The organism is Cloacibacillus evryensis DSM 19522 (genome assembly GCF_000585335.1).
Classification (GTDB): Bacteria; Synergistota; Synergistia; order Synergistales; family Synergistaceae; genus Cloacibacillus; species Cloacibacillus evryensis.
Genome location: NZ_KK073872.1, coordinates 1,139,107 through 1,156,671, shown reverse-complemented (window position 1 = coordinate 1,156,671; position 17,565 = coordinate 1,139,107). Strand labels below are relative to the sequence as shown.

The following is a 17,565-nucleotide window of genomic DNA, read 5'->3' as shown; positions in this document are numbered from 1 at the left end:
TGTGAAAGCGTTGATTATGCCTGAATACAGTGAGCTTTACATCACTGATGATAAAAATTTATTCAACAATAAAGCGGCGATACTCGCCGCTTCTAATTCAGCTTATATATTTTACCATAAGACAGGGTTTAATGTAAGAAAAAATCAGAAACAGTCTAATCTTGCCCGGCAGCCGCAGCCCTAGACCGCGGGGGGCGGGGTCTGCTGTTTGATGGGATCGATGGGACGCGATACCACCGGGGACGAGAGGACGATCGCCGTCGTCGTCATGCCGCAGCTGCCCATCTGGCTGATGACCTCTTCCAGGTGTCCGACCGATGAAACGACGACTTTAAGGATAACTCCGTCGCTCCCCGTGAGGTGATGGCATTCAAGCACCTCCGGGATGGCCTTCGCCAACTCGTCGGCCTGGGCGAGGAACGATACCGGAATGGAGAGACGGATAAACGCCATTATCGGATAGCCCACACGCGACTGATCGACCACCGCGCGATAGCCGAGGATGATGCCGGCCTCCTCCATACGCCGCACACGTTCCGCGACCGCAGGTGAAGAGAGGCCTACCCTTCTGCCAAGTTCGTTAAAAGATATTCTGCCGTCTTCCTGAAGTATTCTCAGGATCTGTCTTCCAATATCATCAAGCAGCTTACTGCTCAACATCGGCAATTCCCCCTACCCTCTTATTAAAAATAGCTTTTTTAGCTATACCCATAAATATATTAAACTACTTTCTACAAAAAGGAAATAGGAAGAATGAATTTTTATCGTTATTTTAAGTATACTCTTCCGGCCTTTGCTTTTGATTTGCCGCCCCGGCCACAAGCCGGGGCCCGGCGTGACGGTAGGGGATACGCAAGACGCCGGGTCAAGCCCGGCGTCGTTTGGTTCCGTTTTGTATTGTGAGTTGTTTCCGGCGTTCCCGCGCGCCTCAGCGGCTGTTCAGCCCCGCCGCCACGGCCCAGGCGGCGGCTATCGAGTGCAGACAGGGCGTTCCCGCGGAGCAGGCCTGCTTCCTTATCATCGCGCCGTCCGCCATGTGGCGCTCGTTGCCGCCGGGAATATTCAGCACGAGGTCCCACTCGCCGCCGCGTAGGCGGCGCACAAGCTCCGCGCGCTCGACGCGGTTCACCTCGATGCCCCACTTTTTCAGGTAGGCCGCGGTACCCTCCGTCGCGTCTATCTCCCAGCCGAGCATCTTGTACTGCGAGGCGACGGGCATAGCCTCCGCCTTCTCGCTGTCCGCGATGCTCATCAGTATGCGTCCAGTCGCCGGCGGCAGCCAGCCGGAGCCCTTAAGTCCGTCCATTATCGCGTCGGCAAGGTTGTCCGCGACGCCCAGGCTCTCGCCGGTGGACATCATCCTCGGCCCGAGCTTGGGGTCCAGCCCGGGGAGTTTATCGTTGGAGAATACCGGCACCTTGACGCTCCACTGCCCCGTCTCGGGATAGAGCCCCGTGCCGTACGGCATATCGCGTAGCCTCTCGCCCAGAGCGATGCCCACCGCCATGTCGATGACAGGGAGTTTCGATATCTTGCTGACGATCGGCACGGTGCGGCTCGCGCGCGGATTGGCCTCTATGATCCAGAAGACGCCGCCGCGCAGCACGAACTGGATATTCAGAAGCCCGTGAACGTCGAGCTCCTTCGATATCACCTTGACAAAGTCCAGCACCTGCCCCTGCTGCTCCTTTGTAAGCGAATAGCTGGGGAAAACGGCGATCGAATCGCCCGAATGTATCCCCGAGGGGTCTATGTGCTCGAATATCCCGGGGATGAGGACATCTTCGCCGTCGCAGACGGCGTCGCATTCAAATTCGCGCCCCGCGAGGAACTGATCCACCATCACCTTTTGTCCGGGGACCGCCTCGAAGGCCTCCCGCAGGACCTCGACCAGTGCCTGTTCGCCGTAGACGACCTTCATCGCGACGCCGCCGATGACGAAGCTCGGACGCACCATCAGCGGATAGCCGAGCCGGCGTCCGACCTCCTTCGCCTCCTCGACGGAGGCGACGTCGACTCCCTCCGGCTCGGGCACGCCTATTTTGGTGAGCAGCCGCGAAAATTTTCCGCGGTCCTCGGCCGCGTCTATCACCTCGGCCCCGGGGCCGAAGAGTTTTATCCCCTCCTGCGCGAGATCGAGGCCGAGGCGCAGGGAGGTCTGCCCGCCGAAGCAGGCAAAGACTCCCGCCGCCTCCTCGCGTTTCAGCACCGGCAGCGCGTCGTCCACGGTCAGAGGTTCGAGGTAGAGGGCGTCCGATATGTCATGGTCGGTGCTCACCGTCTCGGGGTTCACGTTCATCATGATCGCGCGGATGCCGCGGCGGCGCAGCGCCTCGACCGCCTTGACGCAGCAGTAGTCAAATTCTACCCCCTGCGCGATCCGTATCGCGCCGGAGCCGATGACGGCGATGCCGCCGCTGTGGCGCTCGTAGGGGTCGTCCTTCACGCCGGCCACGCCGTAGTAATAGCCGGAGCCTGACGGGAACTCGCCGGCGCAGCCGTCGACCTCGCGGTAACCGGTGGAATAGTCTTCTTCCTCAAGCCTCCGCAGCACCTCTTCTCTGGATATGTCGGCGGCGAGCGCTATCTGGCCGGCGGAGAAGCCCTTTTTCGCGGCGCTGACGATATTGCCGTTCACCGCGCCGTCCTCTTCAAGATACTTTTCCGCCAGCTGTATCGCGTTGAGCTGCTCGATAAAATATCTGCGGATGTGCGTCCTGCGGGCCATCTCCTCCACCGTCGCCGAACTGCGGCGCAGCAGCTCCGTAATCGCCTCGAGACGCAGGTTCGTCGGCGTGTTGACCTGCTCCCAAAGGCGGCGCGTCTCCCACGCGCGCAGTTTGCGGTCCGGCAGGGTCCTGCCCCGCGCGAGCGAGCGGTAGGCTTTGACCAGCCCCTGCGCGAAATTCGCGGCGAGGGCGAGCACTTCGCCGGTGGCCTTCATGCGCGGCCCCAGCGACGGGTCCGCCTGCGGGAAGGTGTCGAAGGGCCAGGAGGGCACCTTGACCGCCACATAGTCGAGCGCCGGTTCCGAGAGGGCGCTGCCTGCGCCCGTCACGGGGTTGGCCATCTCCGTGAGGTTGAGGCCGAGGGCGATCTTTGCCGCCATGCGGGCGATCGGGTACCCCGTCGCTTTGCTCGCCAGCGCGCTGGAGCGGCTGGCGCGCGGGTTGACCTCGATGACATAATATTCGCCGCCGTCGGGGGCGAGGGCGAATTGCACGTTGCAGGCGCCGCGGATGTCAAGCACGTCGACTATTCTGAGCGCCGCCGTGCGGATCATCTGCCATTCTTTATCGGTGAGGGTGAGCACAGGCGAGACGACGATAGAGTCTCCCGTGTGGACGCCCATCGGGTCGATATTCTCCATGCTGCAGACCGCGAGGGAGTTCCCCGCGTTGTCGCGTACGACCTCGACCTCGATCTCGTGCCATCCCTCGAGATAACGCTCGATGAGGGCCCGTCCCACCGGCGAGGCGGTAAGCGCGTCCTCCGTCTGCACCACAAAACTTTCAATATCGCGCACCACCGAATTGCCGGAGCCGCCGAGCGTGAAATCGGGGCGCAGTATCAGCGGCAGCGGCGTGCGCAGCGCAAATTCCTGCGCCTCGGCGACCGAGGAGATGCCGCGGCTCGCGATGATCGGCTGATTGGCTTCGATCATCGCCCTGCGGAAAGGCTCGCGCGCCTCCGCGCGTTCGATCGCCTCCGGCTGCGTGCCAAGGACGCGGCATTTATAGCGCCGCCACATGCCGAGCTTTTCGCATTCCATACAGAGGTTGAGGCCCGTCTGGCCGCCTAGCGTCGCGACGACGCCGTCGGGACGGTGCTCGCGGAGGATGTTCTCCACCACGTAGGGAAGGAGCGGCCGGATGTAGACGAAGTCGGCAACGGAATTATCCGTCTGTATCGTCGCGGGGTTGCTGTTGAGCAGTATTACGCTGCAGCCCTCTTCCTTGAGGGCGCGGCAGGCCTGCGTGCCCGCATAGTCGAACTCCGCGGCCTGGCCGATCTTTATCGGCCCGGAACCAAGAACAAGAACCTTTTTTATCGTCGTATCTCTCATCAGCGTTCACCTATCTCCCTTTAGCGGCCCGCATACGGGTTATGAAGTTGTCGAAAATGTAGGAGGCGTCCTCCGGGCCGGGCGAGGCCTCGGGATGAAACTGCACGGAGAGCGCGTCGAAACGCTTGTGGCGCAGCCCCTCGACCGTGCCGTCCCCCAGGTGGCTGTAGGCCACCTCAAGGTCCGTCCCCGCAAGCGTATCGCCGTCCACGGCGTACTGATGGTTCTGGCTGGTGAGGATACCGCGCCCCGTGGAACATTCGAGCACGGGCTGGTTTGCCCCGCGATGGCCGAAGGGGAGTTTTTTTGTCTTCGCCCCGCAGGAGCGCGCGAGAAGCTGATTGCCGAGGCATACTCCAAGCAGCGGCCTGCCGCAGGGAAGCATCCCGGCGATCTCGCCCGCCTCGAAATCTAGCACGGAGGGGTCTCCCGGCCCGTTGCTCAGCAATATCCCGTCGGCGCCGGAGGCCAGCACCTCGGAAGCGCGCGTGTTATGCGGGAAACGTATCACGCGGCAGCCGCGGCGCACCATGCCGCGAATAATATTTTCTTTGACGCCGTAGTCCATCAGCGCGACGGTCAGTTCCCCGCCGCCGTATGTCTCCATTTCGCGGCAGGAGACCTCGGAAACCAGCGTATCCGGCAGCTCTTCCAGCCCCGGAACATGCGGTTCGAGGTCGATGCGGCCCATCATCGAACCGCATTCGCGTATCTTTAATATCAGTTGGCGCGTGTCTATATCGGAGATAAGCGGGCGTCCGTTTTCCGCCATCCAGGAGGTCAGGCTTTCAAAACGTCCCTCCTCCGTCTCGTCAAGGCCGGTCATAAGAGCCGCGCGCACCCACACGCGCCGCCCCTCAAGATTTTCTTTATCCACTCCGTAGATGCCGATGGGCGGAAATGCGAAGATGACGATCTGTCCGTTGTAAGAGGGGTCCGTCAAAGTCTGCGGATAACCGCAGGAGGCCGTGGTAAAGACGACTTCTCCCTCCACGGGTGCCTCGATATGCCCCCTTCCGGGCCATACCGAGCCGTCGCTCAGCGTCAAGTAAACTCTGTTCTTCATAAGATCGCGCACTCCTTCACTTTTCTATAAACAAAATGAACATGAATATATGTTTTGTTTATTTATTGATTTTACCAATCGTTCAAAGTTCCAGAGTATTATAGCCCTTAAACATAATTCGTCAAGCCCTCTTCGATATATTTTTACCGGTGACAATGGACATTCAATCGGTTGCACAAAAATTATGACGAATAATAGGGCGGCGGCGGCGGTAAAAGGGGATAAAATATGATAGGCAAGAAGGGAAGGGTATCGCAAAAAATGAAGTACAGCTTCGGTCCGGTTATAAACGACAGCTCGCGCACGCTGATACTGGGTTCGCTGCCGGGAGAAAAATCGCTGGCGATGAGCAGCTACTACGCGCATCCGCAAAACCATTTCTGGAAGATACTTTACCGTGTATTCGGAGAGACGATGCCGGACTCCTTTCAGGAACGCTACGATTTTATCCTGCGCCGCCGCCTCGCGTTATGGGATACGATAAAATGCGCGCGCCGCGCCGGCAGTCTCGACGGAAAAATCAGAGACGAGGAGCCGAACGACGTCCCCTCGCTGCTCGCGCTTCATCCCAACATTTCTCTGATCCTCTTCAACGGCGCCTGCGCGTTTGCAAAATACAAAAAATATTTCGGCGAACCGGCCCGCCACTACCGCCGAATGCTCTCCACCAGCCCGGCCTGCGCCGGAAGGAACGACGAGCGCTACCGGATGTGGGAGGAGGCGCTGCGGCAGGGAACCGGCCGCTGACGCCGCGGCGATGTTTTTCACGGACGGCCCTTATCCCGCCGCCGTCCGCCCCGCGTGAGCCGCCTCGCCGGATATGCCCCTGTACGAAGAAAACAGCGGGGCGCTTACGCCATAAAAAATGCCGGAGCGATGCTCCGGCATTTTTTTAGCTCTCTAAGATCAGGATTACTTCTTGAATACGGCCTGGGCGGCTTTGCGGGATATATCGATGCCGAGCTGCAGGTCTTCGAGGGGAACGTTGAGCGCCGGACGGAAGCGGACGGTGTTGCTGCCGCAGCCAAGGATGAGCATGTTGTTTTTGTGGCACTCTTTGAGGAACTTGTCGCGGAGTTCCGGGCAGCAGATGTCGTAGGCGCACATAAGCCCCTTGCCGCGGACGTTGCGGATGTATCCGGGGAATTCGGACTCGAGCTCTTTGAGTCCGGCGTAGAGCGCGGGGCCGGCGACGTTGCTGACGTAGTCAAGGACTTTTTCGTCGCGGTAGATCTCAAGGTATTTCTGAGCGCGGACCATGTCAACGACGGTGCCGCCCCAGGTCGAGTTGATGCGGCTCGATACCTTGAAGCAGTTGTCTTTCACTTCGTCGACGCGCGGGCCGGCGATGAGTCCGCAGATCTGCGCCTTTTTGCCGAAGGAGAAGAGGTCCGGCTTGACGGGCGCATGATGTTCCCAGGCCCACATTTTGCCGGTGATGCCCATGCCGCACTGTACTTCGTCGAAGATGAGCAGCATTTCGTTTTCGTCGCAGATCTGGCGCAGCTTCTGGAAGAACTCGGTGCGGAAGTGGTTGTCTCCGCCCTCGCCCTGTATCGTTTCGATGATGACCGCCGCGACTCCGTCGGGATCGTCCATCAGCACCTGTTTGATCTGCTTGATGGCCTGGGCCTCGAGCCACTCGACCTCTCCGATATGGTCTTCAAGCGGGAAGGAGATCTTCGGGTTGATGATGCGCGGCCAGTCGGTGAACTTGGCGAAGCGCTGGTGCTTGTTCGGGTCGTTGGTGTTCGTGACGGAAAGGGTATAGCCGCTGCGGCCGTGGAAGGCTTCGTTGAAGTGCATGATCTTCGTGCCCTTGCGTCCGTTGTAGGCTTCGCCGGGGGTGACTTTGCCCTTCTGCAGGAGCTTCTGGACTTTCCAGTCCATCGCTACCTTGAATGTATTTTCGACCGCGAGCGTGCCGTAGTCGATAAAGAACACGTGGTTGTAGCCTTCGGGGACGGCAACTTCACCGAAAGTTTTGATGAATTCAGCCATTTCCTGCGTATAGATGTCCGAGTTGGCAACCTTGTTGATGGCTGCGCGGAATATCTTCTCTTTGAATTCGGGATTGTCGAGTTTCGGGTGATTCATCCCGAAGGGGGACGACGCGAAGAATGTGTAGAAGTCCAGCCACTTGGCCCCTGACGCGGAGTCTACGATATGGCTTCCCTTTGACTGTTCCATATCGATGACGATATCGAACCCGTCACGAAGAAGGAGCTTTTCAATCGTTGAGAATACATCTTTCGGCGCTACTGAGCAATTTGACGGCATGTGAACAACCTCCTCGGTTTTTGTACTTCTTAGGAATATGAGTTCATTTTACATATTACCAACTTATATAAGTTTACAATCGCAGGGGAATAAAATCAAGTTTGAATTTCCAGAATACAAGGGACAATTAAGGTCTTTTTTCTCGCGCCTTAAAATATAATATCCAAAATTATCTAACAACGAGCCTTTATTTTTTGTATTAATATCTACAATATTTCCGCAGATGGCAAATTTAAGAATTTTTTGATTATTTCCGGAGAATAATATTTTCCGTTGTTCATGCCTGGACATCTATTAGCGTAAAAATTCCAAACTTTTTTATCTTTTAATATTGAGGGCCAGAAGGGGAATAAGCGGCATTGGAGCGGGCGTACTTTGTAAATCTTACAGCGCCGCGAGTTTCGTTCAAGAAAAATGCAGTCATAATTTTCCATCTCTTTTATACTGCATCTTCCCTCGCGGCGCGTCAGATATTCTTTTCGCAGGGCGATCTCGTCTATCCCAAGCTCGCCGGCGATCCGCGCGCGCTCGGCGGGCGTCACCCAAATGGAGCCGGGCTCTCCGCCGCAGCAGCGGCCGCAGGCGGTACACTCAAAGCGGACGCCGTCGCGCTCCCACCAGTAATGCATGGGGTTATCTGCCTTTGAAACCTTTCTTCGTCGCGAGGTAGACCGCGCCGGTCTCCTTGAGTTTGTCGAGCGACTCCAGGGCGATGCCGGTGCCCAGCGCGACACATTCGCCGGCCGATTCGGCGACCACGGCGTTTATCTCCGTCTCTTCCATGATCAGCTCGGCGAGGCCGCGCAGGTAAGCGCCTCCGCCCGTAAGGATTATCCCGCGGTCCATTACGTCCGCGGAGAGCTCGGGAGGCGTCTTTTCAAGGACGCGCTTTATCCCGGCGATGATGCTGCTCACCGGTTCGTCGATCGCTTTGGCGACGTCGACGCTGTTGACCGTGACCTGGCGCGGCAGTCCCTGGACAAGGTCGCGTCCGCGAATGTCCATTATCTTGTCGGGAGACGCCTTCGTCGGATCGCAGGCGCCGATCTGTTTTTTCACGTCTTCCGCCGTCTGTTCGCCGATAGCCAGATTATACTGCTTGCGCATGTAGCGGACGATCGCCTCGTCAAACTTGTCGCCTCCGACCCGCAGCGATTCAAATACGACCAGACCGCCGAGGGAGACGATGGCGATATCCGTCGTGCCGCCGCCGATGTCGACGACCATGTTCCCGACCGCCTCGCCGACAGGCATATTGGCTCCGATCGCGGCGGCCATCGGCTCTTCTATCAGGTAAGCCTCTTTAGCACCCACCTCAAGCGCGGCCTCAAGCACGGCGCGGCGCTCCACGTCGGTAGCTCCCGCCGGCACGCCGATCATCAGGCGGTGGCGCACGATGCGCTCCATGCCGGAGGTGGTCTTTTTCAGGAATTCGCGGAGCATGACCTCCGTCATGGTGTAGTCCGCGATGACTCCGTCGCGCAGCGGGCGTATCGCCACCACGTTGCCCGGGGTCTTCCCGATCATTATTTTGGCGTCCTCGCCGACGGAAAGTATCTTTCCCGTGCTCTGGTCCATCGCTACGACCGACGGCTCGCGGAGGACGACCCCCTTGCCTTTAACGAATACCAGCACCGTGGCGGTGCCCAGATCTATACCTATATCTCTGTTCCACAAACCTGCCAGCCTCCCTATCTCTCTATACAGAGGTCTTCTTTTGCAACGTTCCTATATAACTCAAATAGTTATTTTACCATATAAGCGGCCATACAAAGAGGCTTTTATCACAGAGCGCGGAGCAAACGCATGAAAGCCATCCTGCCTGTCACCATAGTTTTTCGTCATACGATATCTGCCACAGGTAGAGGCCGCAGGCGGGAAAGGTGCGGCCGCCGTCGGATCTGGTGCTCCCGCGCGTATCGAGCAGCTCTTTTATCTGCCGTGGAGTTATCTGCCCGAGAGCCGCCATTTCCAGGTTTCCCAGTATTATCCGCACCATGTTGTGCAGGAAGCCGTTCCCTTTTATCCGCAGGATGACAAGCGGTCGCCTGTCGATCAGGCGTATTTGGGTGATCTCTCTGACGGTGCTGTGTTCGCCTCCCTCAAGGCGGCAAAAGTTTTTGAAATCGTGGCGGCCGAGCAGTTCCTTCGCCGCCTCGGCGGCGCGCGCCCAATCGTAGCGCTGCGGCTTGATCCAGCAGGCCTTTCCCTTTATATGGGGATATATTGCGCTCGCGTTCCAGATAAAGTAGCGGTATTCACGCTCTCTGGCGCTGAAACGGGCATGGAAATCACCGGGGACGGCGGCGGCCCGCATGAGGCTGACGCCCTCCGGCAGATGCGCGTTGACCGCAAGCAGCAGGCGGCGCGGCTCCCAGGGCCTTTCCATATCGAACGAACAGACCTGCGCCCTCGCGTGCACGCCGGCGTCAGTGCGTCCCGCGCCGGCGACGGGGGTGTGGCGGCCGTTGATTTTGGAGACCGCCTCTTCCAGCGATCGCTGTACCGTGGACAGCCCCGGCTGTATCTGCCAGCCAAAGAACTTTCCTCCGTCATAGCTGACTTCCGCCGCGTAGCGGTTCATAGCGGGAAGACCTTTTCTCCGCAGACGATAACGGCGGAGAGGAGGATAAACGCCGCCAGCGCGGCGCTGTCCGAGGGCCGCCAGCGCAGGGGCTTCATACGCGTGCGCCCGGCGCCGCCGCAGTAGCCGCGCGCTTCCATCGCCACGGCAAGGCTCTCGGCACGCTTAAAGATTATCACAAATAGCGGTATGAGTACCGGGATGTAGGCCTTCGCGCGTTTCATCAGGCTGCCTTCGTCAAACTCCGCGCCGCGCGACTTTTGCGCCTTGATTATGCGTCCGGTCTCCTCGAAGAGCGTCGGTATGAAACGCAGCGCGATCGTTATCATCATCGCGATCTCGTGGGCCGGCACGCCGACGCGTTTCAGCGGCGACAACAGCCCCTCCAGCCCGTCTGAGATCTGCGACGGCGAAGTCGTGAAGGTGAGCAGCGAAGCGTACATGACAAGGCAGGCGAGGCGCATCGACATTGTCAGCGCGAGGAAGGCGCCCTCTTTCGTGACGGTCAGCCTGCCGAAGCGGGCGATCTCGTCGCCGGGAGTGAGGAAAAGGTGCAGCAGCGAGGTAAATATTATCAGTATAAGGACGGGTCTGGCCGACGCCGCCACTACGCGCGGCGGTATCCGTGAAAGGCGCGCTATCAGGAGGAGCAGGGCTCCCCACAGGATAAAGGCCGTCAGTGTATGCGTCATGAAGACCGCGGCCATCGCGGAGATCACCAGGATTATCTTCGCGCGCGGGTCCAGAGCGTGTATGGGAGACTTGGCCGGAATGTACTGGCCAAGCGCGATCTTATCAAAGGCTGCCATTCTTTTTTCGTTGCCCCTCCGTCATCAATGCCGGCGGGAACCTCTGATTCCCGCGGCCGAAACCAGCTCGTCAGCCAGCCTGTCCGGGGACCAGGTGAGCGCCTCTATTTTTCCGGCCTCTTTGAGCCGCTTTGCCAGCTCGAGTATCTCCGGCATCGCAAGCCCCTTTATCTTTTCCGCGCAGATCAGCGCCGCGGTTTCCGCGGGAGCGGCCCACGAAAGAGCCCGCCCATCTTCAAGGACCAGTATCTTCGCGCTGATATCCAGCGCCAGCTCTATATCATGGGTAATGTGGACGATCCCCATTCCCTTTTGGGCAAAATCTTTGAGAGTCTTTATCAATTCAAGCGAAGCCCTTCCATCCAGCCCCGCGGTCGGTTCGTCAAGGACCAGGTAGGCGGGGCGCGCCGCTATCACGGAGGCGATGGCCACCCGGCGCTTCTGTCCGCCCGATATGTTGTACGGCGAGGCGGCGAGTATCTTTTCGTCAAGGCCGACCGCCCTTATCGCCTCCGGTATGATCTCTTTTATCTCATCTTCGCCGGCCCCCCAGTTCCTGGGGGCAAAGGCGATCTCATCCGCCACGGTTTCGGCGAATATCTGTTCTTCCGGATACTGGAATACGAGGCCGACCTTCCTGCGTACTTCGCGGGGCGCTTCGGCGGTATTCACGCCGTCGACGACCACCGTTCCCTTCTGGGGGATCATCAGGGCGTTCAGGTGCTGCGCGAGCGTCGATTTTCCGCTCCCGGTATGACCGAGGACGGAGACTATCTCACCGGCCTGCGCCTCAAAAGATACCCCATGCAGCGCCGGGTGTTCGGTGGGCAGTCCGATGTTGTATGTATAACTGAGTTCTTTTACGATCAGCGGCATAGCAGTTTCTCCTCGATGCCTTCGACGGAGGCAGCGGTCTCCGCGGGGATGAGCCCGTCAAGGACCAGCCGTTCGTGCAGGCGGTCAAGAGGCGGCTTGGCGAGGTTCATCGCGAGGAGCTCGGCTTCACTTTTTTTGAAAAATTCCTTCGCGCTGACGTCCGTAGAGATAACCCCATCCGCCAGGACGATCACTCTGTCGGCCCCCCTTATCTCATCAAGCCTGTGCGTGACTTCCACTATCGTCAGGCCTTTTTTGTGCTCCGCCGCGATTATCTCCGTAAAATCACGGCGGGACCGGGGGTCGAGCATCGACATCGCCTCGTCCAGCAATATCGCCTTCGGATGCATCGCAAGCGCGCCGGCCAGGGCGAGACGCTGTTTCTGCCCTCCGGAGAGCGACGCGACCAACTGTTCCCGCCGGTCGCCGAGTCCGGTCGCCGCAAGCGCCTCTTCCAGCCGCGCCAGTATCTCCTCCGGCGGACATCCAAGGTTTTCGGGTCCAAAGGCGACCTCTTCTTCCACGGTGGAGGCCACGATCTGGTCCTCCGGGTTCTGAAATACGATCGCCGAGATCCCGCGCAGTTCGTACCCCTTAGCCTCGGAGGTATCCGTGCCGCCCACAAAGCAAAGGCCCTGCGTTGGGATCAGCAGGGCGCTTAAAAGCTTTAAGAGCGTGGATTTTCCGGAACCGTTTGAACCAAGAAGCGCAACCCGCTCGCCGGCGCGGATTTCCAAATCGATACCCTTGAGTATCTTTTCAGAGGCATTCGGATAGCAAAATTCCGCGCCTTTGAGGATGAATTGTCTTTCTTGAATCATATATTAGTCTACCAGCTGTATTACCGCCATCGGGGAGGCATCGCCTACGCGAGCGCCGATCTTCACGATCCTGGTATAGCCGCCGTTGCGGTCGGCGTACTTCGGTCCGAGTTCGTTAAACAGTTTGGTTACCGCCTCTTTGTGAGGGATGCGGGCGATCACGAGACGACGGTCATTGAGCGTGCCGGCCTTTGCCTTGGTGATGAGCTTCTCGGCAACGCGGCGGAGCTCTTTCGCTCTCGTCTCTGTCGTTATAATGCTGCCCTCGATGAAGAGACTGGCTGCCATGTTGCCTAACATGGCCCACCTATGGGAACTGCAGCGTCCCAACCGCCTTGTGTTCATGCGGTGTCTCATTGGTTATTCCTCCTTCAGATTCTGTTCGTTGTCATCCAAATCCTCGTCGTCATCGTCAATCGGCGTGCTTATGTCGCCGCTGAGGTGAAGGTCGAATTTGGCCAGTTTCTCCTCGATCTCCTTGAGGGAGATCTTACCGAGGTTGCGGATTTTCAGAAGGTCGTCCCTCGTCCTGGAGACAAGTTCGCCTATCATATGGACCCCGCCGCGGAGCAGGCAGTTTTCGCTGCGCACCGACAGCTCGAGGTCTCTCACGGGACGCGAATAGATGGAATTCTCTCCCATCGGGAAACCCGATAGTCCGCTGTGCACGTCAAAGCCAGGTTTGCCGCCCATCGCCGTCGCGCGCGAGGCCTCGTCGTTCTTGATTATCTCATCAAGAGCGCTCGTTCCGGGGCCGGCAAGCGAATCCACGATCGAGGCGTAGTATCCTTTAAGGATACGGCTGGCCTGTATGACGGCGGACTCTGGAGTAACAACGCCGTTCGTCCATATTTCCAGCGTGAGGCTGTCATAATCGGTACGCTGCCCCATACGCTTGTCCTGGATGTCGTACTTCACACGCTGCACCGGCGAAAACAGGGCGTCTGTCTGAAGCGCGTCCACCGGCAGGTATGAGGCACGCGGACGATCTATCGGCGCGTAGCCGGTGCCGGTGGCGACGTAAATGTCCATCGACAGGGTGTGCCCCTCCTCGAGCGTGCAGATGTAAGCCTCGGGGTCGGGAAATTCGACCTCGCTGTCGGGGTCGATGTCAGACACCGTCACAACCTTCGGTCCTTTGGACTCAAGGTGAAGGGTGCGCACCGCCGTTGAATGACAGCGAACGGGAATATGCTTCAGATTTACCAGAAGTTCGATAACGTCTTCTTTGACTCCCGGAACAGTGCTGAATTCATGCAGGACTCCCTCGACGCGCACGGCGACTACCGCCGCCCCGCTGATCGAGGAGAGCAGAACACGGCGCAACGAATTGCCCAGTGTTACTCCGTAGCCTCTCTCAAGAGGCTCAACGGTAATTTTACCGTACGACGGGGTGGATTCCTGTACTATGATCTCATGACGATCATGCTCCATATTCTCCCCCACCTTTCGTTTCACTAACGTGCATAGAATTCAACAACAAGCTGTTCGTTTACTGGTACGTCTATCTGCTCACGGACCGGTACTGCTACTAACGAGCCTGACATTGCTTCCGGATTGAATTCAAGCCACGCGGGAATGCTGCGGCTTGCTGACGCTTCGGCATTCTCCTTGATCGTCGGGACGTCGCGGCTGCCTTCGGCTACGGCTACGACATCGCCGACCTTAAGGAGGGCGCTGGGAATGTCAAGCTTACGGCCGTTGACCGTGAAATGGCCGTGGCATATAAGCTGACGGGCCTGGCTGCGGCTGACGCCGAGGCCGAGGCGGTAAACTACGTTGTCAAGACGGCGCTCCAGAAGCTGGAGGAAGTTATGTCCAGTCTGTCCGGTCATGCCGGTCGCCCTCTTGTATATCGTGCTGAACTGGGTCTCGTTGATCCCGTAGAAGCGGCGAAGCTTCTGCTTCTCACGAAGACGAATCCCATATTCGCTCATCTTGCCGCGGCGCGTTCCATGCTGTCCGGGCTTCGAGTTACGCTTTGTGAGTCCGCACTTCTCTGTATAGCAGCGGTCTCCCTTCAAAAAGAGCTTGGCGCCCTCTGCGCGGCAGAGCCTGCAGACAGGTCCTGTGTATCTGCTCATTCTAATTAGTACCTCCTTTTAGGACTACACGCGGCGCCGTTTAGGCGGACGGCATCCGTTGTGCGGGATCGGCGTTGCGTCGCGGATTACGTTTACCTGCAGCCCCGCCGCCTGAAGCGAACGGATGGCAGACTCGCGTCCCGGTCCGGGGCCCTTGACTACGACGTCGATTTCCACTACTCCGTGGTCCTGGGCGACCTTAGCCGCCTGTGCCGCCGACATCTGGGCGGCGTACGGGGTCGACTTACGGGTCCCCTTGAAACCTACGTTTCCGCCTGAAGCCCATGAAAGGGCGTTGCCCTGCTTGTCTGTAAGTGTCACGATGGTGTTGTTGAATGTCGAGTAGATATGCGCGACACCATAGCTGACGTTCTTTTTCTCTTTGCGCTTACGGCTGCGCTGTACGCGTTTGGCCAACTGCTATTCCCTCCCTGGTTGCACCTTACTTGGTGGCTTTCTTCTTGCCCGCGACCGTCCTCTTCGGACCTTTGCGTGTACGGGCGTTCGTCTTTGTCCTCTGGCCTCTGACAGGGAGTCCCTGACGGTGCCTGAGTCCGCGGTAGCATCCTATGTCCATTAGGCGCTTGATGTTCATCGCTATGTCGCGGCGAAGGTCACCCTCTACCAGGCGGTTGTTTTCAATTTCAGCGCGAAGCTTCTGCTCTTCTTCCTCGGAAAGGTTCTTCACACGGGTATTGGGATCTATCCCCGTAACCTTTATAATATCGTTCGCAACTGCCGGCCCGATACCGAAAATATAGGTAAGGGCTATTTCGATCCTTTTTTCACGCGGCAGGTCAACACCGGCTAAACGAGCCATTCCCTGCTACCTCCTTGCTCCCTGACGCTGCTTATGGCGCGGGTTTCTGCTGCAGATCACGCGCACGACGCCGTGACGCTTGATTATTCTGCAATATTCACATATAGGTTTGACCGACGGTCTTACTTTCATTAAATGCAGACCTCCTTGACTGTACTTGTTCCATCCATGACGAAATTTCCGCCTACTTGTATCTGTATGTTATCCTACCGCGCGTCAGGTCGTAGGGCGAGAGCTGCAAAAGCACCCGGTCGCCCGGCAGTATCCTGATAAAATGCATGCGCATTTTGCCCGAGACATGAGCCAGTATCTTGTGGCCATTTTCCAGCTCAACGCGGAACATGGCGTTTGGCAGCGGCTCCACTACCTTGCCCTTTACCTCAATTACCTCTTCTTTGGCCATTCGGCAGCTTCATCCTCCTGTTTGCAAGATGTGCCGCTGTTTTCCAAAACCTTGGAAATTTTCTGCATCAACCAGCCGTTGTCCAGAGGTTTCCCGCCAGCGACACGCCCAGCCACATCTTCGAGATTATAGTGCGTTTGTTGCAGGTGAATAACATTTTTCTTCTTGGGCCTCGCCGCTGTGTATTCAGCCCCGTTCGCTATCAGTATCCTGTCGTCACTGGCCCCCATCACGGCAAAGGGCTTTCCCGCGTACTTACCGCGGCGCACAATGACGATGTCCCCGGTACGGAACCCCTCTTTATATGCGGAGGAGTTTATTCCCATGGCGTAAGTATCTCCACGCCGTCGTCTGTTACGAGGAGGCTGTACTCAAAATGAGCAGCGTCGCTTCCATCGTTCGTGACGACGGTCCACCCGTCAGAGAGGGTCTTCACCTCTTCGGCTCCGGTCATCACCATCGGCTCTACGCAGAAGGTCATCCGCGGTTTGACGGTTATGCCGCTTCCAGGCTTTCCAAAATTGGGAACCTGTGGCGCCTCATGCAGCCGGTGTCCGATGCCGTGTCCGGCATAATCTCTCACGAGACCGCAGCCGGCGGGGATCACAACGTTTTCTACCGCAAAACCGATGTCTCCGAGGGTCGCTCCCGGTTTCACCGCGGCGGCGCCTTTATGGAGGGATTCAAGCGTAAGATCGAGCAGCCGCTGTCGCTCTTCGCCTATTTTCCCCACCGCAAAGGTGCATGCCGCGTCACCGAAAAAGCCCTCGATCGAGGCGCCGGTGTCGATACTGATAATATCTCCCTCTTCAAGAACCCTGTCCGAGGAGGGAATTCCGTGCACGACTTCATTGTTTATCGACGCGCAGATCGTGCCTGGAAAGGGAACCGATACCCACGGTACTTTATATCCCTTGAAGGCCGGCTTCGCACCTGCTTTTTTTACCAGATCCTCCGCCGCCTCGTCAAGTGTCAGTGTGTCGATCCCCGGTTTGACCATTTCTCTCATTAATTTGAGAATGTCCGCAACGATCTGACCCGCCCTGCGCATCTTGGCTATGTCGCGATCGCTCTTAAAGGTGATCATTAAATACTGCCTCAGCCTTTCCGCTGCTCAAGGATCTTAAGGACCGCGTCTTTGCCGCCGGTGGCGTCAACTGTGACGAGAAGGCCCTTATCACCATAATAATCGATGAGCGGGGAGGTCTGCTCATGGAAGACGGAGAGACGGTTGCGTATGACGCTTTCCTTGTCGTCATCGCGCTGGATGACTTCTCCGCCGCATTTGTCGCAGACACCCTCTTTTGCCGCCGGCTTCAGCACGGTGTTGTATATCTCACCGCACTGCCGGCAGACTCTTCTTGCCGTAAGCCTGCCGACGACGGTGTCGTCGTCTATCGCAAGGCTGACCACCGCGTCAAGTTTGATGCCGAGCTTGGCGAGCATCACGTCAAGGGCCTCGGCCTGACCTATCGTACGCGGGAAACCGTCAAGCAGGAAGCCATCTTTGCAGTCGGCCTCCTGAAGGCGTTTTTCCATCATGCCGATGATCACTTCGTCGGGAACAAGTTTGCCTGCGTCCATATACTCCTTCGCGCTCTTGCCAAGCTCGCTTCCGGCTTTGACATTGGCGCGCAGGATATCGCCTGTCGATATATGCGCTACGGGATACTTGCCTTTAATGCTGTCGGCCTGCGTCCCTTTACCTGCCCCCGGTGCTCCAAGAAGAATGATCCTCATTTTCTATTCGCCTCTT

Annotated in this window: 22 protein-coding genes; 2 read left to right on the top strand and 20 right to left on the bottom strand. The window is 58.0% G+C overall.

Features of this window, described 5'->3' with window-relative positions; translation table 11 throughout:
* Nucleotide 1 precedes the first annotated feature (1 nt).
* Nucleotides 2–184: a hypothetical protein gene (locus CLOEV_RS05075; RefSeq protein ID WP_034442310.1), complete on the top strand. Its 183-nt coding sequence runs from the start codon at nucleotides 2–4 to the stop codon at nucleotides 182–184.
* Here CLOEV_RS05075 and CLOEV_RS05070 read toward each other — a convergent pair.
* From CLOEV_RS05070 to CLOEV_RS05060, 3 genes are all read right to left on the bottom strand, one after another.
* Entirely contained in the window at nucleotides 181–660 is a 480-nt protein-coding gene (locus CLOEV_RS05070) for an Lrp/AsnC family transcriptional regulator (protein ID WP_008711046.1), read from the bottom strand. The two genes, CLOEV_RS05075 and CLOEV_RS05070, sit on opposite strands and share 4 nt — an antisense overlap.
* Before the next feature lie 268 nt (nucleotides 661–928).
* Complete coding sequence (gene carB, locus CLOEV_RS05065; RefSeq protein ID WP_008711044.1) at nucleotides 929–4,066, bottom strand: carbamoyl-phosphate synthase large subunit; 3,138 nt, start codon at nucleotides 4,064–4,066, stop codon at nucleotides 929–931.
* A gap of 10 nt (nucleotides 4,067–4,076) precedes the next feature.
* Complete coding sequence (locus CLOEV_RS05060) at nucleotides 4,077–5,132, bottom strand: carbamoyl phosphate synthase small subunit (RefSeq protein WP_034442308.1); 1,056 nt, start codon at nucleotides 5,130–5,132, stop codon at nucleotides 4,077–4,079.
* Between the two features lie 228 nt (nucleotides 5,133–5,360).
* On the opposite strand from CLOEV_RS05060, the gene CLOEV_RS05055 reads away from it, so the two are divergent.
* On the top strand, nucleotides 5,361–5,879 hold the full coding sequence (locus tag CLOEV_RS05055) for a DNA-deoxyinosine glycosylase (RefSeq protein ID WP_034442305.1): 519 nt from the start codon (nucleotides 5,361–5,363) through the stop codon (nucleotides 5,877–5,879).
* Nucleotides 5,880–6,044: 165 nt separating this feature from the next.
* Here CLOEV_RS05055 and lat read toward each other — a convergent pair whose 3' ends face one another.
* The 17 genes from lat to CLOEV_RS04975 all read right to left on the bottom strand — a co-directional run bounded on the left by lat (nucleotide 6,045) and on the right by CLOEV_RS04975 (nucleotide 17,549).
* Nucleotides 6,045–7,412, bottom strand: coding sequence for an L-lysine 6-transaminase (lat, locus tag CLOEV_RS05050; RefSeq protein WP_008711038.1), 1,368 nt, complete (start codon nucleotides 7,410–7,412; stop codon nucleotides 6,045–6,047).
* Between the two features lie 206 nt (nucleotides 7,413–7,618).
* Nucleotides 7,619–8,041, bottom strand: coding sequence for a YkgJ family cysteine cluster protein (locus CLOEV_RS05045; protein ID WP_008711036.1), 423 nt, complete (start codon nucleotides 8,039–8,041; stop codon nucleotides 7,619–7,621).
* Between the two features lie 4 nt (nucleotides 8,042–8,045).
* Nucleotides 8,046–9,089 carry a rod shape-determining protein gene (gene mreB, locus CLOEV_RS05040; RefSeq protein ID WP_008711034.1) on the bottom strand — a complete coding sequence of 348 codons (1,044 nt, stop codon included), beginning with the start codon at nucleotides 9,087–9,089 and terminating at the stop codon, nucleotides 8,046–8,048.
* Between the two features lie 148 nt (nucleotides 9,090–9,237).
* The gene (gene truA, locus CLOEV_RS05035) at nucleotides 9,238–9,996 is read right to left on the bottom strand and encodes a tRNA pseudouridine(38-40) synthase TruA (protein ID WP_008711033.1); all 759 of its coding nucleotides are present in this window, start codon (nucleotides 9,994–9,996) and stop codon (nucleotides 9,238–9,240) included.
* Nucleotides 9,993–10,805: an energy-coupling factor transporter transmembrane component T family protein gene (locus tag CLOEV_RS05030; protein WP_008711032.1), complete on the bottom strand. Its 813-nt coding sequence runs from the start codon at nucleotides 10,803–10,805 to the stop codon at nucleotides 9,993–9,995. Before CLOEV_RS05030 ends, truA begins: the two co-directional genes overlap by 4 nt.
* Nucleotides 10,806–10,829: 24 nt before the next feature.
* On the bottom strand, nucleotides 10,830–11,681 hold the full coding sequence (locus tag CLOEV_RS05025; RefSeq protein WP_034442300.1) for an ATP-binding cassette domain-containing protein: 852 nt from the start codon (nucleotides 11,679–11,681) through the stop codon (nucleotides 10,830–10,832).
* Nucleotides 11,672–12,502, bottom strand: a complete 831-nt coding sequence (locus CLOEV_RS05020; protein WP_034442298.1) for an ATP-binding cassette domain-containing protein — start codon at nucleotides 12,500–12,502, stop codon at nucleotides 11,672–11,674. Before CLOEV_RS05020 ends, CLOEV_RS05025 begins: the two co-directional genes overlap by 10 nt.
* 3 nt (nucleotides 12,503–12,505) lie before the next feature.
* Entirely contained in the window at nucleotides 12,506–12,859 is a 354-nt protein-coding gene (rplQ, locus tag CLOEV_RS05015) for a 50S ribosomal protein L17 (RefSeq protein ID WP_008711029.1), read from the bottom strand.
* A gap of 3 nt (nucleotides 12,860–12,862) precedes the next feature.
* Nucleotides 12,863–13,936, bottom strand: coding sequence for a DNA-directed RNA polymerase subunit alpha (locus tag CLOEV_RS05010; protein WP_008711028.1), 1,074 nt, complete (start codon nucleotides 13,934–13,936; stop codon nucleotides 12,863–12,865).
* Nucleotides 13,937–13,959: 23 nt separating this feature from the next.
* Nucleotides 13,960–14,586, bottom strand: coding sequence for a 30S ribosomal protein S4 (rpsD, locus tag CLOEV_RS05005; RefSeq protein ID WP_008711027.1), 627 nt, complete (start codon nucleotides 14,584–14,586; stop codon nucleotides 13,960–13,962).
* 24 nt (nucleotides 14,587–14,610) lie between these two features.
* Complete coding sequence (gene rpsK / locus CLOEV_RS05000; RefSeq protein ID WP_008711024.1) at nucleotides 14,611–15,003, bottom strand: 30S ribosomal protein S11; 393 nt, start codon at nucleotides 15,001–15,003, stop codon at nucleotides 14,611–14,613.
* 25 nt (nucleotides 15,004–15,028) lie between these two features.
* On the bottom strand, nucleotides 15,029–15,406 hold the full coding sequence (gene rpsM / locus CLOEV_RS04995; RefSeq protein WP_008711022.1) for a 30S ribosomal protein S13: 378 nt from the start codon (nucleotides 15,404–15,406) through the stop codon (nucleotides 15,029–15,031).
* Between the two features lie 6 nt (nucleotides 15,407–15,412).
* Nucleotides 15,413–15,538, bottom strand: coding sequence for a 50S ribosomal protein L36 (gene rpmJ / locus CLOEV_RS16390; RefSeq protein WP_008711021.1), 126 nt, complete (start codon nucleotides 15,536–15,538; stop codon nucleotides 15,413–15,415).
* Between the two features lie 52 nt (nucleotides 15,539–15,590).
* Entirely contained in the window at nucleotides 15,591–15,809 is a 219-nt protein-coding gene (infA, locus tag CLOEV_RS04990) for a translation initiation factor IF-1 (RefSeq protein ID WP_008711020.1), read from the bottom strand.
* Nucleotides 15,791–16,135 (bottom strand): KOW domain-containing RNA-binding protein, encoded by a 345-nt coding sequence (locus CLOEV_RS15830; protein ID WP_008711019.1) that lies wholly within the window; start codon nucleotides 16,133–16,135, stop codon nucleotides 15,791–15,793. The genes infA and CLOEV_RS15830 overlap by 19 nt, the downstream gene beginning before the upstream one ends.
* Nucleotides 16,126–16,896 (bottom strand): type I methionyl aminopeptidase, encoded by a 771-nt coding sequence (gene map / locus CLOEV_RS04980; RefSeq protein WP_008711018.1) that lies wholly within the window; start codon nucleotides 16,894–16,896, stop codon nucleotides 16,126–16,128. The genes CLOEV_RS15830 and map overlap by 10 nt, the downstream gene beginning before the upstream one ends.
* 11 nt (nucleotides 16,897–16,907) lie before the next feature.
* Nucleotides 16,908–17,549, bottom strand: a complete 642-nt coding sequence (locus CLOEV_RS04975; protein WP_034442294.1) for an adenylate kinase — start codon at nucleotides 17,547–17,549, stop codon at nucleotides 16,908–16,910.
* Nucleotides 17,550–17,565 lie beyond the last annotated feature (16 nt).